The organism is Cellvibrio sp. PSBB023 (assembly GCF_002007605.1).
Lineage (GTDB): Bacteria > Pseudomonadota > Gammaproteobacteria > Pseudomonadales > Cellvibrionaceae > Cellvibrio.
In genome coordinates, this window is record NZ_CP019799.1 from 2326882 (window position 1) to 2341635 (window position 14754).

Sequence of the window (14754 nt, forward strand, 5' to 3'; positions counted from 1 at the left end):
CTCAGGTTTCACCCGGTAACAGCAACGTCCGCACAGCAATACAGGGAATAGTATTACTGTGCGCAAGGAGGCAATCGTAGCACCGCTGTCGCACTCGCCGGGCGCGGTGCCACATAAGGGATTAAAGGTTCAGGCATCAGTCGATCAGTTTCTTTTTTTACCACGGCATAGCATTCACAACTTAATTGTTCCAACATCGGGCGATTGAGCACTGTGATTTTTCCACGCGCATACTCAATCACGCCAAGCTTTTGCAATTTACCCGCTGCCTCAGTCACACCTTCGCGGCGCACGCCCAACATATTGGCAATCAATTCCTGGGTCATGGTTAAACAATTACTAGGCAAGCGATCCAACGACAATAGCAACCAACGACACAATTGTTGATCGATAGAATGATGGCGATTACACACCGCCGTTTGTGCCATTTGTGTAATCAGCGATTGCGTGTAGCGCAATAAGAGCATCAGCATTTCGGTGTGGCGATTAAATTCATCTTTGAATTTTTGCCCTAACAACCGATAGGCATAACCACCACTTTGAATAATCGCACGACTGGACGTGCTCTCGCCCCCATGAACAAGGCGATACCAATAATGCCCTCTTTACCAACGACCGAAATTTCCGCTGATGCGCCGTTCTCCATGACATACAGAAGCGACACGATGCAATCGATAGGAAAATATACATAGCGCAGCGTATCGCCAGACTCATACAACACCTTACCCAATGGCAAAGCAACCAACTCCAGGTTAGGCAACAGCCGTCCTTGAACATCAGCAGGCAGAGCGGCAATTAAATGGTTCTGCTGAGGTTTACATGAAGGGTATTTCTTGATTTGCGGCATAGGCGTTGCTCCTTTCGGTGCGATAATTCATCCAAAGTTCATGGGCACATAGTAGCCAAGCCGCCCACTTAGCTATGTACGCTACCGCACAGACTACGCCTAAACGCACCAAATGCACTCATTTCCGCAAAAGATGCCTATTAATCAAGAATTTAATAGCTAAAAGAATGGCTTCCTTTTGCTTTACAGGTATTAGCCCTTATCGCAACAGCCATTACGTACCGCAATTTATTTTCCAGGGCACACCAAAACGATCAACAACGATGGCATAGCACGGAGACCAGAAGGTTTTTTGTGGCGGAAAAATAATGTCGCCACCAACAGAAAGCTGACTAAACGCAGATTTAACAGCGTCCGCTGTGCTTAAACCAAGCAACAAATAAAATCCATTTGGCTTTTGGTATTCCTCTGGCTTGACGTCAGCACCCGCCAGCTCCATGCCATGAATAGAAATATTGGCATGAACAATTTTACCCTGCCAGTCGGCAGAAGCACTTTGTGACATAGGTGAGTTTTTAACTTGAAGCACTGTACCAATTACGCCCTGCAAACTCGCCGCATAGAACTCAAACGCCTCTTGGCATTGACCATTAAAATTGATATGAAATGATAAGCTCATTAATTTTCCCTTTGATGGATGGATTTATATAAAACCGTGCAACAGATTTAGTATTTTTAAAATTAAATCACCCTATTTTTCAATTAATCTCCCCACATCATAGCGCTTCAATGCCGGGACAAATAGTGCTCACTCTTTATCCTTTGGATATGTCCGATAAGGCTATTAAGCACTATCCCACCAAAACCACAAAAACTGAAATTGATGGGTATTACCATCAGGAGTGAGCCGTGGCACGTGCTGCAATGAATTAGCATTAGGGAGGGTGATTAAGGCAAGTTGGGCGGTGAGATGCCCTGCGGTCCGGTTACACAGATGTAACTAAACGTCGAGAAATGTAAATGCGGTTGCTGCTGTGAGATAGGATGCTTAGGCTCACGTACAGGTGTATCTGTACAATAATTTTTCACCCTTTTTAAAACAAAAACAAAGACCTACTTTATCGACTGATCTTCAAATACGGATTTTTCCATGCCTGACTTTCTCGCTCGTTTATCGCCCGGCCAACGTTGGTTAGCCATTCTTGCTTTGATTATTGCGGTGCTTGCTATTTGGTTTTTTGGCTTCCGCGAGGCGGAACAAAAACGCCCGCCGCCGCCGAACCCCTGGATGGGCCCTACCCCGGTGCATACCGTCACGGCGACGAAAGAAAACTTAAATGTGCACATCAAAGCCATTGGCAGCGTGGCACCGCTAAATACGGTAACTGTGCGCAGCCGGGTAGACGGGCAGTTGCTGCGCATTTTGTTTGAAGAAGGCCAGCAGGTAAAAGCGGGCGATTTACTCGCCGAGATTGATCCAGCCACCTATAAAGTGCGCTTGGCGCAAGCGGAAGGTACGCTGCAAGAAACACGCGCGCAGTTGAAAAACGCTGAGGAAGATTTAGCCCTGTACCAACGTTTGCTCACTAAAAACTCTATTGCCAAGCAGCAGTTTGATAAGCAGCAAGCCTTGGTAGAACAATTGCGCGGTACGCTGAAAAACCACAGCGCCCAATTGGATGATGCGCGCTTGCAGCTTTCCTACACCCGCATCACCGCCCCTATTTCCGGTCGCACCGGCCTGCGCAAGGTGGATGTGGGGAATTTGATCAAAACCGGCGATGCCGAGGGCTTGGTCACCATTACCCAAACCCAGCCGATTGCGGTGATGTTTACCATCCCTGAAAACCAGTTAGTCGCGGTGCGCGGAGCCTATGCCAGCGCACAGGAAAATAAGAGCAGCCTGCGCGTGGAGGCTTGGGATCGCAGCGAACAGCAATTATTGGCGACCGGCCAGCTCACCACGCTGGATAACCAGATAGATACCGCTACCGGCACCCTGAAATTAAAAGCACAGTTTGATAACAGTGATGACAGCCTGTTTCCCAATCAATTTGTAAATGCGCGCTTGCAGGTACAAACCCTGAATGATGCCATCACCATTCCCGCCGATGCGGTGCAATACGGTTCCAAAGGCACTTACGTTTACACCATCAAGGACAACAAAGCGACCATGCGCGTACTGAAATTAGGTGCGAGTGAAGGCACCAAAGTCGCGGTGCTGGATGGTTTGGCCGAGGGGGAGCAAGTGGTGCTGGAAGGCTTGGATCGGTTACACGAAGGTAAAGACGTCAAGGTGATGGAATGAGTTTATCCAAACCCTTTATTTTGCGCCCCGTCGCCACATCACTGCTGATGTTGGCGATGTTGCTCGCCGGTATTCTGGGCTATCGCCTCCTGCCGGTCGCGGCGCTGCCGCAGGTGGATTACCCGATTATTCAAGTATTCACTTTTAACCCCGGCGCCAGCCCCGATGTGATGGCACGCACCGTGACCGCCCCACTGGAGCGCAGCCTGGGGCAAATCCCCGGCTTGAAACAAATGTCGTCCACCAGTTCTACGGGCGCGTCCATTATTACCCTGCAGTTTTCACTGGAAATTGATTTGGGTGTGGCTGAGCAGGAAGTGCAATCCGCACTGAATTCAGCCAATAACCTCTTGCCCAATGACCTGCCCACACCGCCGATTTATCGCAAGGTTAACCCGGCGGATACGCCTATTGTGACCCTCGCTGTGACCTCGGCCAGCCTGCCGCTGCCGGAAGTTTATGATCTGGTGAACACGCGCATGGCGCAAAAACTGGCGCAGTTGCCCGGCGTAGGCATGGTGAGTTTGGCGGGCGGCCAACGCCCGGCGATTCGCATCAAGGTCAACCCCAACGCCCTCGCCAGTACCCAACTGAGTTTGGAGCAGGTACGCAATGCGGTGGTTACCGCCAATACCAACCAGCCCAAGGGCAGTTTTGACGGCGAATACCGCTCCACCATGCTGGACGCCAATGACCAAATGCGCTCGGCACAGGAATACCGCGATTTACTGATTAGCTGGCGCGATGGTTCACCGCTGCGTTTGGGCGATGTCGCCACCGTGGAAAACGGCGCTGAGGATCGCTTCCTCGCCGCCTGGGCCAATGATCAACCGGCGGTATTGATTAATGTGCAGCGCCAACCCGGCGCCAACGTGATTGAAGTGGCCGACAGCATCGCTGAACTCCTGCCCAAACTCACGGCTACCCTGCCCGCTGCGGTGAATGTGGCCGTGCTGACTGATCGCACCGAGAGCATTCGCGCCTCCATTCGCGATGTGCAAAAAGAGCTGATTTTTGCCATCTGTTTGGTGGTGGCTGTGACCCTGGTATTCCTGCGTTCAGTGCCCGCCACTATTATCCCCAGCCTTGCGGTACCGCTATCGCTGGTGGGCACTTTTGCGGTGATGTACTTCCTGGATTTCTCCATCAACAACCTCACCCTTATGGCACTCACCATCGCTACCGGCTTTGTGGTGGACGACGCCATCGTCATGCTGGAAAACATCGCCCGTCACCGCGAGCAGGGGGAATCGCCCATGCAAGCGGCGCTCAAGGGCGCGGGGGAAATCGGGTTTACGCTGGTATCGCTCACCCTGTCATTGATTGCAGTGCTGATTCCGCTACTGTTTATGGGTGATCTTGTCGGGCGATTATTTCAGGAGTTTGCAATTACGCTGGCGGTGGCGATTGGTATCTCGCTACTGGTATCCCTCACCCTCACCCCCATGATGTGCGCGCGCATGCTCAAAAATGCGCCCACCCACGGCAGTGAGCCGGATTTTATGGAGCGGGTGATTGTGCGCTACGGGCGCGGGCTGGATGTGGTGCTGCAACACCAAACCGCCGCGATGGCCGTGATGATTGGCACTGTGCTGCTCACCGCCGGGCTTTACCTCGCCGTGCCCAAAGGCTTTTTTCCGGTGCAGGACAGCGGCGCGATTCAAGCCGTGACCGAGGCGCCGCAGGATATTTCCTTCAGCGCCATGGCTGAAAAACAGCAGCAATTGGCCGAGCAGATTTTGCAGGATGAGAACGTAGAAAGCCTGTCGTCCTTTATCGGGGTGGATGGTAGCAATACCACGCTCAACTCTGGCCGCCTGCTCATCAACCTCAAACCTCACAGCGAACGCAGCACCCACGCCAGTCAGGTGATTGGGCAGTTGCAAGAGCGCATTCGCGGCATCACCGGTATTACCGCCTGGTTCCAACCGGTACAGGAACTCAGTATTGAAGACCGCGTGAGCCGCACCCAATATCAGTTCAGCTTAACCACCCCGGATGGCACCGAATTGGATACCTGGGTGCCACGTTTATTGGAGCGTTTGCGCATGGAGCCAGCCTTGGCGGATGTCGCCGCCGACCTGCAAAGCCGTGGCCTGCAAGCCTATGTGGAAATTGACCGCGACGCCGCCGCGCGCCTTGGGGTGCGCATTAGCGATATCGCTGGTGCCCTGCAAACGGCTTACGGCCAGCGCCAGATTGCCACTTTATTTACTCAGGCCAATCAATACCGCGTAGTGCTGGAGGTAGACCCGGACTACGCCCAAGGTATCGCCGCGCTGCAAAACACTTATGTCGCCACCAGCAACGGCACGCCTGTATTGCTCTCCACCATTGCGACTATCAGCCAGCGGCCAGCACCGCTGCTGATCAATAATCAGGAGCAATTTCCCTCCACCACCTTCTCTTTCAACCTGGGCGATAAAGCATCGCTCGGCGAGGCTATTGCGGCCATCGAAACGGTGGAAGCGGAAATAGCCATGCCCGCCACGCTGGAACTGCGCTTCCAGGGCGCCGCTGAAGCCTTCCGCGCCTCGCTCAGCAATACCCTTTGGCTGATCCTTGCGGCCATTGTGACCATGTACATAGTGCTGGGGATTTTGTACGAGAGCTTTATCCACCCGGTTACGATTCTCTCCACCCTGCCCTCAGCAACTGTGGGGGCGTTATTGGCGCTACTAATCACCGGCCAACCGCTGGATTTGATTGCGGTGATTGGAGTGGTACTGCTGATCGGGCTGGTGAAAAAGAACGGCATCATGATGGTGGATTTTGCGCTGGAAGCCCAACGCACCCTCGGCATGTCCCCGCGTGAAGCAATTCATCGCGCCGCCCTGATGCGTTTCCGCCCGATTCTCATGACCACCCTCGCCGCGCTGTTTGGCGCAGTGCCCCTCATGCTCGCCTCTGGCTCCGGCGCCGAATTGCGCCAACCGCTGGGTTTGGTGATGGTGGGCGGATTACTGGTGAGCCAAGTATTAACCCTGTTTACCACACCGGTGGTGTATTTGTTTTTTGATCGCTGGGTGAATAAACCCAAAACCGAATTGGTTCCGGATGAGGTTTAAAAACAAATATGAACATCGCCGAACCCTTTATTAAACGCCCCGTCGCCGCCAGCCTGTTGGCGGTGGCGATTGTATTGCTCGGGCTGCTGTCCTGGCGCTTATTGCCGGTAGCGCCCTTGCCGCAGGTGGATTTCCCCGCGATCCAGGTGTACGCCAGCTTGCCCGGCGCCAGCCCGGAGAGTATGGCATCTACCGTGGCGACGCCGCTGGAGCGCGCGCTGGGCAGTATTCCGGGCGTGACCGCCATCAACTCCAACTCCACCCAGGGGTTCACTAACATCTGGGTGGAATTTACCCTGGATCGCAACCTGGATTCCGCCGCGCGCGATGTACAAGCCGCACTGAATGCGGCGCGTGGTCAGTTGCCTGCCGGTATGCCGGGCAATCCGGGTTATCGCAAAATCAGCCCCTCACAAGCCCCAATTATGGCGCTGGCACTCAGCTCGCCCAACCTTGCGCCCAGCGCCCTTTACGATGCCGCCTCCACCGTGCTCGCGCAAAAACTGGCGCAAATCAAAGGCGTAGGCCAAGTGGGCATCGACGGCGCCTCGCTGCCGGCGGTGCGTATCCAACTCAACCCCAATGCCTTGGCCAACAACGGCATAGCACTGGATGAAGTGCGCAACGCCATCAGCACTGCCAATGTGCTGCGCCCACTGGGCTTGCTGGAAGAGGCCGACACCCGCTGGCAAGTGCGTACCAACGAAAGCCTGCGCAGTGCGGCCGACTATAAAAAACTGGTGATCCGCTATGGCGATGCAGGGCCGGTGCGCCTGCAGGATGTCGCCACCGTGAGCGACTCGGTGGAAAACCGCTACACCGATGGCTTCCACAACCACAGCTCGGCAGTCACCCTCACCGTGAGCCGCCAGACCGGTGCCAATATTGTAGAAACCATCGATGCCATTAACGCCCAACTCCCGGCATTACGTGCACTCATGCCCGCCGATACCCAATTAAAAGTGGTGATGGATCGCTCCCCCGGCATTCGCGCTACCCTCAAGGAAGCCCAAATCACCCTCGCCCTTGCCGTATTGTTAGTGGTGGGCGTGGTATGGATGTTCCTCGGCAGCGCGCGCAGTGCACTTATCCCCAGCTTGGCCATTCCGGTGGCGATTATTGGCGCTTTTGTGGTGATGTACCTTTACGGATTTTCGCTCAACAACCTCTCGCTCATGGCACTGATTGTCGCCGCCGGGCTGGTGGTGGACGATGCGATTGTGGTGCTGGAAAACATCAAGCGCCATATTGAACGCGGCCTGCCGCCAATGGAGGCCGCCATACTGGGCGCGCGCGAAGTAGGCTTTACCCTGCTGGCCATGAACATCACCCTGGTGGTGATTTTTGTTTCCATTTTGCTGATGGGCGGCGTAGTGGAAAAACTCTTCCGCGAATTCTCCATCACCCTCGCCGCTGCCATGCTGATTTCACTGCTTGTGTCACTCAGCCTGACACCTGCACTCTGCGCCCAACTGCTGAAGAAAACGCCTAAAAAATCCGCCGCCAGTACCAGTCTGTTTGATGAGATCAAACAGGGTTACGGCATTGCCCTCAACTGGGCACTGCGCCATAGCCGGATTGTGATGCTGGCACTCGCCGCCGTTATTGGGGTGAATATCTACCTTTATGTCGCCATTCCCAAAACCATGCTGCCCGATCAAGACACCGGCCAAATGACCAGTTGGATTCGCGGCGATGACGGTTTCTCCTTCCAGTTAATGCAACCCAAGATCCAGGAATTCCGTAAGCTACTGCTCGCCGATCCCGCCGTGGAAGATGTATTTGGTGCGAGCGGTGGCGGCAACGGTGTGAGTAATGCGTGGATGCGCATCAGCCTCAAACCCATGGCCGAACGCGGGGTGAGCGTGCATGAAGTGGTGGATCGCTTGCGCCGTCAAATGCCGAGTATTCCTGGCGCCATGATGATGATTGGCCCGGATCAGGATATTCGCCTCTCCTCGCCCTTTAGCCGCAGCGAGCAAGAACTGTTGTTGCTCTCGGACGATTTAAAACTCATGTCCAAATGGGCCGCCAAAATCACCACCGCCATGGAAAGCATGCCGGAAGTCACCGAGGTAGATGGCGTAAAAGAAGAAGGAACCCAACAGGTAGTGCTCACCATTGACCGCGAAGCTGCTCAGCGCCTTGGGGTGGACATGGCAACCGTAGCGACACTGCTCAACAACTCATTCTCCCAGCGACAAGTGTCCACCATGTATGACCGGATGAACCAATACCGGGTCGTCATGGAACTGGAGCCGGGTTATACCGCGACACCAGCAGTGCTGGAGCAACTGCAAGTCATCACTCGCGATGGCCAGCGCGTGCCACTCTCCACCTTCTCCAGCTTTGATTACGGCCTGGCCGAAGATCGGGTGCGCCACACCAACCAGTTTGCCTCGGAAAGTATTGGTTATGGCGTTGCCGAAGGCTTTACCGAAGAACAAGCGCGCCTTGCCATCGAACAAAAACTGGGCGAACTGATGGTGCCCAAAGAAGTCTATCTGGCTACCGCTGGCACCAGCCGCCCGGGTTGGGGGCCAAGCACACCAGGCATGGCACAGGAACCGGCCGTGCTCATCGCTTGCGTATTACTCGCGGTCTACCTGATTTTGGGCATTCTGTACGAGAGCACCATCCACCCGCTGACCATTCTCTCCACCCTGCCCTCAGCGGGCATTGGTGCACTGCTGGCACTGCGCCTGAGCGATACCCCCTTCAGCCTGATCGCCATGCTCGGGCTGTTTTTGTTGATCGGGATAGTGATGAAAAATGCCATTTTAATGATCGACTTTGCGCTGGAGCTGGAACGCAAAGAGGGCTTGTCCTCCCGCGACTCCATCTTCCAGGCCGCCATGATGCGCTTACGTCCGATCATGATGACTAACCTCGCTGGCCTGCTTGGCGCCCTGCCACTGATCCTGGGCAGCAATGAAGGCTCGGAACTGCGCACGCCACTCGGTATTACCATCATCGGCGGCTTGGCGGTCAGCCAGCTACTCACGCTCTTTACCACACCGGTGGTGTACCTCTACATGGAAAAACTGCGCAATTGGGGCCTGGCCAAAAAACAGGGACAAGCCCCACTGACCGCAGCGGACTAAAACGGCGGCCTATTCAGACGACAAGAGGAAAAAGCACAGGCTGACCAACACTACCGAAAGCTCAAAATAAGCACAGGCTGAATAAAAAAAACGCGGGTTCGCTTCGACACCCGCGTAGGGCACTGCTATATTTTTGAGCACATCCTCGCGGGTTCTGAGGGTATTTCCTGAAGGAATGGAAGACCGATGACAGCCTCCTCCGCCAACCATAGTGAATACTACCAACGCGCCGAGCGGCAGTTGCAACACGCCTTGCGTGTCGGCCCCTTGCCCGCATTAACTGAAACAGAGCAGCTCGCCCGCGAGCTGGAGATCTACCGCCTTGCCTTGCAACTGCAGCAGCAAGAGCTGGATCAACTGCGCGAAAAATTCACCGCACTGCTGAACACCGAGCGCGAGCAACTGGAAGCACTACTTACCAGCACACGTATCCTTGAAGCATCACAGGCGATCGCTAAAGTGGGCGGGGTAGAAATGTATGTGCCTACACGTCAAATTTATTGGACAGCAGAAACCTATCGCCTTCACGACACTACCCCTGAAGACTATACGCCCTCCTTTGATGAAGGCTTCTCCCTGTACTTGCCAAGCTCCCGCGAGCGCGTAGAGCAAGCACTACGCCATGCCATGGCAACGGGTGAAGTGTTTGACATTGAAGTGGAAAAATACACATTCAAAGGCCGCAAAATAGACCTGCGCACCACCTGCACCGCCCACCATGAGGACGGCAAACTGGTGCGCCTGACCGGCATCTACCAGGACATTACTGAGCGCAAACAAGCCGAGCGCCGCTACCTGCATCACAACCGCATTCTGGAAATGTTGCTCGCCAAATTGCCGCTGGACGAGGTGCTCAGCGATATAGTGAGCGACGTGGAGTTGCTGGTACCCGGCTCCATTTGCAGCATTTTATTAACCGATGATAGCGGTACTCGCCTCACCCACGGCGCTGCGCCGAACCTGCCCGACTTTTATATCAACGCGATCAACGGAGCCAAGATTGGCCCCGCCACCGGCTCCTGCGGCACGGCAGCCTTTCTGGGCGAGCGCGTGGTGGTGGAGGATACTCAAACCCACCCTTACTGGCGCGACTACCGCGAACTGGCCGCCCAGGCAGGATTGCGCGCCTGCTGGTCACAACCGATTTTTTCGGCGCAGGGCAAAGTACTGGGCACCTTTGCTATCTACCACCGCAACCCCAGCAGTCCGCAAGCCGAGGATCTGCGCCTGATTGAAAGCGAGGCCCGACTCTCGGCACTGGCCATTGAACAATCGCACGTGGAAACGCGCCTGCAACTGGCAGCCAGCGTTTTCACCCACGCACGCGAGGGTATTTTCATTACCGACTTGCGCGGCAATATCATTGAGGTCAACCAAATATTCAGCGATATCACCGGCTACAGCCGCGCAGAAGTGCTTGGTAAAAATCCGCGCCTGATGAAATCCGGCCTGCATGGGCAAGAGTTCTACGCCACCCTTTGGCGCGATCTGGAACAGAAAGGCTACTGGCACGGCGAGCTGTGGAACCGCCACAAAAACGGCAAGCTCTACGCCACCATGATGACCATCAGCGCCGTGCAAGACAGTCACGGCAACGCTCAAAGTTACGTCAACCTATTTACGGATATCACCCCCATCAAAGAACACCAGCGGCAGCTCGAATATATTGCGCACTACGACGCGCTTACCGGCCTGCCAAACCGTGTACTGCTAGCAGATCGCCTCAAACAAGCTATCGCCCACAGCCACCGGCAAAACTCGGCGCTGGCGGTGCTCTATATCGATCTGGATGGCTTCAAAGCGGTAAATGACCAATACGGGCACGACACTGGCGACCAGTTACTGGTGAGCATCGCCCATCGCCTCAAAGCTACACTGCGTGAAGGCGATACCATTGCACGTATTGGCGGCGATGAGTTCGTGGTAGTCATGGCAGACCTGGAATGCATCAACGCCTATGAAATCGTGTTGCAACGACTGTTACAGGAAGCCGCCGAACCCTTGATGCTGAATGAAAACCTGTTGCAAGTGTCCGCCAGCATTGGCGCCACTATTTATCCACAGGACGCCGCCGATGCCGACCAACTGTTGCGCCATGCCGACCAAGCCATGTATATCGCCAAGCAAGCGGGCAAAAATGGTTACCACCTGTTTGATGTGGCCAAAGACATAGCCGTAAAAACCCAGCGCGAAACCCTTGAGCACATTCGCATCGCGCTGGATAAAAAAGAATTCGTGTTGTTTTATCAACCCAAGGTCAATATGCGTACCGGTGAAATCATCGGCGTCGAAGCGCTGGTGCGCTGGCAACACCCACAACAAGGCCTGATACCGCCCGCCAAATTTTTACCGGTTATTGAGGATCACCCGCTCAGTATTGAATTGGGCGATTGGGTAATCGACGAAGCACTCAACCAAATTGAACGCTGGCAAGCACAAGGGCTAAAAATGCCGGTCAGCGTCAATGTGGGCGCACTGCAATTGCAGCGTAGCGATTTTGCTGCACGCCTCGCCGATCAACTCCTCGCGCACCCACAAGTACCACCGACATTTTTGGAATTGGAAATTGTGGAAACCAGCGCCCTCAAGGACATAGCCGAGGTCGCCGACCTGATGCGCGCCTGCTGTGCCTTGGGTGTACATTTCGCCGTGGACGATTTTGGCACCGGCTACTCATCGCTCACCTACCTGAAACGCCTGCCCGCCGATTTGCTAAAAATTGATCAGACCTTTGTACGCGATATGCTGGAAGACCCGGATGATTTGGCCATAGTCAAAGGGGTTATAGGCTTGGCCAATGCCTTCCATCGCCGCGTGATTGCCGAAGGCGTAGAAACTATCGCCCACGGTGAATTATTAATTCCACTCGGCTGCGAATTGGCACAGGGATACGGCATTGCCCGCCCCATGCCCGCCAGCGAACTCCCACAATGGGCCCTGCAGTGGCAGCCCGATGCCGCGTGGCGCAATCTCGCCTGAGCACACGCGGGAGCACGCAATCCGGCTATTCTCAGATTGTATTATCAATAATAAATCGTTAATCTTCAGCGATCTTTTTTGCTTATCCGGACGACAAAAACAATGGCGATTCTCGACCGCAACTTCAACCTTTCACAACGCATGGTACAAGAGCTGGGACGCACCATTATTTGCGGCGAATTCAGTGACGACAGTTTGCCCACCGAAGCGGAGCTGTGTGAGAAGTTTGGGGTGAGCCGCAGCGCTGTGCGCGAAGCGGTCAAAATGCTCTCCGCCAAAGGCCTTATTTCCAGCAAACCACGTCAGGGCATTCGTATCCAGCCCGAAGACCAATGGAATATTTTTGACCCGGACTTGCTGCGCTGGACACTGGAAAGCCGTCCCACGCTCAAAGTATTAAAAGAATTTTTGCAGGTGCGTATCGCCATCGAGCCCGAAGCCGCCTCACTCGCCGCCCGCTACGCTGACGACAAAAAAATCGATGCTATTGAACAAGCGCTGGAACAAATGCGCAACGCTGACGAAAACAGCAAAGAAGATCTGGAAGCCGACATCGCCTTCCACGTCAGCATCCTGTACGCCAGCAACAACCGCTTTTACATTCGCCTGCGCGACTTTATTTCCACCGCCTTGCGCGTAAGCATCAGCCACACCAGCCCCATCAAAGGCAACCACGACGGCATAGTGGAAGACCACGCCAAGGTTTACAACGCCATCAAAAATCGCAACCCCGAACGCGCCAAACAATCCATGCTAGCCCTCATCGACGAAGCCCTGAACTTTATTGAAGATGAAATTGTAAAGCAGGAAAGTGCAAAATAATTTCCACTCGAAATACAAAAAAACCAAAAGGCAGAACGCAAGTTCTGCCTTTTTTATTATCGAAAACAAATACCGAAACCTCGCTTGGCATACGCATGTTCAGTAGGTATTTATAGTCGCCAGCAATGAGATGGCGTGGTTATTTCACCGTACAATATGCTTCTAGAAAATCGGTATGTGACGGCATTTTTTTAACCGCGTTTGCAATTTTCTCCTTCATGGATGTCAGACCGGAAAATATTTTCTCATCACTGATGACATGAGGAAAATGATGGTACCCCTGAGGCACTATTCTCTGCCCCGTCATCACCTTCAGCCAGGACGTTACACCAAAGACCTCATCTGAATTATGGTGCACATAACCCGTGGCTCTAAACAACTCCAATCGCTCCGCAAGAGAATCCGGAATCGCCATATCGCGGCAGTCACGCCAATAAGGGGTATCATCGCGCTCGGTTGCCTTGTAGTGCAATATAATAAAATCGCGAATATTTTCATATTCGATACGCGACAACTCATTGTAACGACGGATCAAATATTCGTTGCATCCCTCAAAGGGAAATAACTTTAATAGCCTGTGCACACCTATTTGAATCAAATGTATGCTTGTTGATTCCAATGGCTCCACAAAGCCACCAGCCAACCCTATAGCAACACAATTTTTCACCCAAGCTTGCTTTCGTCGTCCGGTGTTGAATTTAAGCAGGCGAAGTTCTGCTCGAATATCCCCGTCCAAATTCTGCAACAGGGTATTCCTGGCATCCTCATCAGAAATGTATGCACTGGAATACACATGACCAGTGCCTTGACGATGCTGCAGCGGAATTTTCCACTGCCAACCGCTATCGTGAGCAATAGCGCGCGTATAAGGAGGAATATCACCGGAAAATTCAGTCTGCAAAGCAACAGCACTATCATTGCGCAGCCACTGCCCCCACGTCTCATAACCGGCGTTTAGTGTTTCTTCAATCAATAATCCACGAAACCCGGTACAGTCGATGAACAAATCGCCTTCAATAGCAACACCGGATTCCAATACCACTGACTCAATAAAACCATTGTCCAGATGCTGCTTAACCTGAACGATTTTCCCTTCAATACGATGAACGCCTTTCTCCTCGCTAAGCTTACGCAAAAATTTCGCATATAACGCAGCATCAAAATGATAGGCATAGTTAAGTTTTGGATTTTCAGTAATTGCAAACTTATGGGACTTGGCTGCCTGTAACTCAAAGCATATATCGTCAAGCTCACCGTCATAACCACGTGCTTTGGCAGCCAACCAGTAATGGTAAAAATCACCAATCCAGGAAGCGTTTCCAAACGAACCGAATGGGTGAATATACCTGTCGCCCTTGCGCGCCCAGTTCTCAAAGGAAATAGCAAGCTTGATACTGCCTTTGGTAGCACTTAAAAATTCTTGTTCATCAATACCGTGAATTTTATGGAAAGAACAGATAGTGGGAAATGTTGCCTCCCCAACACCCACTGTGCCAATTTCAGCGGACTCAATTAATGTGATATCCAACAAGGTTCCAAATTGCCGCGATAAGGCAACTGCCGTGCACCACCCGGATGTTCCACCACCAGCAATTACCACTTTTTTTATTGTTTGAGACATATCCCCCCCTGGGATCAAATTATATTAACGCTAAAGCCAACACGCCTTGGCTTTAGAGCCTTGTT

At 53.4% G+C, this 14754-nt stretch carries 9 protein-coding genes; 5 read left to right on the top strand and 4 right to left on the bottom strand.

Going from position 1 to position 14754, the window contains the following annotated elements; translation table 11 throughout:
- Positions 1 to 53: 53 nt before the first annotated feature.
- The 3 genes from B0D95_RS20825 to B0D95_RS10270 all read right to left on the bottom strand — a co-directional run bounded on the left by B0D95_RS20825 (position 54) and on the right by B0D95_RS10270 (position 1466).
- Positions 54 to 467, bottom strand: a complete 414-nt coding sequence (locus B0D95_RS20825) for a Crp/Fnr family transcriptional regulator (RefSeq protein ID WP_246841773.1) — start codon at positions 465 to 467, stop codon at positions 54 to 56.
- Positions 468 to 511: 44 nt separating this feature from the next.
- Complete coding sequence (locus tag B0D95_RS20830) at positions 512 to 847, bottom strand: Crp/Fnr family transcriptional regulator (protein ID WP_246841774.1); 336 nt, start codon at positions 845 to 847, stop codon at positions 512 to 514.
- Between the two features lie 214 nt (positions 848 to 1061).
- Positions 1062 to 1466 carry a VOC family protein gene (locus tag B0D95_RS10270; protein WP_078043821.1) on the bottom strand — a complete coding sequence of 135 codons (405 nt, stop codon included), beginning with the start codon at positions 1464 to 1466 and terminating at the stop codon, positions 1062 to 1064.
- 471 nt (positions 1467 to 1937) lie between these two features.
- On the opposite strand from B0D95_RS10270, the gene B0D95_RS10275 reads away from it, so the two are divergent.
- From B0D95_RS10275 to B0D95_RS10295, 5 genes are all read left to right on the top strand, one after another.
- The gene (locus B0D95_RS10275; RefSeq protein ID WP_078043822.1) at positions 1938 to 3095 is read left to right on the top strand and encodes an MdtA/MuxA family multidrug efflux RND transporter periplasmic adaptor subunit; all 1158 of its coding nucleotides are present in this window, start codon (positions 1938 to 1940) and stop codon (positions 3093 to 3095) included.
- Positions 3092 to 6163 carry a multidrug efflux RND transporter permease subunit gene (locus B0D95_RS10280; protein WP_078043823.1) on the top strand — a complete coding sequence of 1024 codons (3072 nt, stop codon included), beginning with the start codon at positions 3092 to 3094 and terminating at the stop codon, positions 6161 to 6163. The genes B0D95_RS10275 and B0D95_RS10280 overlap by 4 nt, the downstream gene beginning before the upstream one ends.
- An 8-nt stretch (positions 6164 to 6171) precedes the next feature.
- Positions 6172 to 9267, top strand: a complete 3096-nt coding sequence (locus B0D95_RS10285; RefSeq protein WP_078043824.1) for an efflux RND transporter permease subunit — start codon at positions 6172 to 6174, stop codon at positions 9265 to 9267.
- Positions 9268 to 9453: 186 nt separating this feature from the next.
- On the top strand, positions 9454 to 12246 hold the full coding sequence (locus tag B0D95_RS10290; protein WP_078043825.1) for an EAL domain-containing protein: 2793 nt from the start codon (positions 9454 to 9456) through the stop codon (positions 12244 to 12246).
- A 102-nt stretch (positions 12247 to 12348) separates the two neighbouring features.
- On the top strand, positions 12349 to 13068 hold the full coding sequence (locus B0D95_RS10295; RefSeq protein WP_078043826.1) for a FadR/GntR family transcriptional regulator: 720 nt from the start codon (positions 12349 to 12351) through the stop codon (positions 13066 to 13068).
- 139 nt (positions 13069 to 13207) lie between these two features.
- Here B0D95_RS10295 and B0D95_RS10300 read toward each other — a convergent pair whose 3' ends face one another.
- Positions 13208 to 14689 (bottom strand): tryptophan halogenase family protein, encoded by a 1482-nt coding sequence (locus B0D95_RS10300; protein ID WP_078043827.1) that lies wholly within the window; start codon positions 14687 to 14689, stop codon positions 13208 to 13210.
- Positions 14690 to 14754 lie beyond the last annotated feature (65 nt).

What these genes read in the sequence shown, in the direction of transcription:
- B0D95_RS20825 (WP_246841773.1), bottom strand. Translation starts at nt 467, where the DNA reads ATGCTCTTATTGCGCTACACGCAATCGCTGATTACACAAATGGCACAA.
- B0D95_RS20830 (WP_246841774.1), bottom strand. Translation starts at nt 847, where the DNA reads ATGCCGCAAATCAAGAAATACCCTTCATGTAAACCTCAGCAGAACCAT.
- B0D95_RS10270 (WP_078043821.1), bottom strand. Translation starts at nt 1,466, where the DNA reads ATGAGCTTATCATTTCATATCAATTTTAATGGTCAATGCCAAGAGGCG.
- B0D95_RS10275 (WP_078043822.1), top strand. Translation starts at nt 1,938, where the DNA reads ATGCCTGACTTTCTCGCTCGTTTATCGCCCGGCCAACGTTGGTTAGCC.
- B0D95_RS10280 (WP_078043823.1), top strand. Translation starts at nt 3,092, where the DNA reads ATGAGTTTATCCAAACCCTTTATTTTGCGCCCCGTCGCCACATCACTG.
- B0D95_RS10285 (WP_078043824.1), top strand. Translation starts at nt 6,172, where the DNA reads ATGAACATCGCCGAACCCTTTATTAAACGCCCCGTCGCCGCCAGCCTG.
- B0D95_RS10290 (WP_078043825.1), top strand. Translation starts at nt 9,454, where the DNA reads ATGACAGCCTCCTCCGCCAACCATAGTGAATACTACCAACGCGCCGAG.
- B0D95_RS10295 (WP_078043826.1), top strand. Translation starts at nt 12,349, where the DNA reads ATGGCGATTCTCGACCGCAACTTCAACCTTTCACAACGCATGGTACAA.
- B0D95_RS10300 (WP_078043827.1), bottom strand. Translation starts at nt 14,689, where the DNA reads ATGTCTCAAACAATAAAAAAAGTGGTAATTGCTGGTGGTGGAACATCC.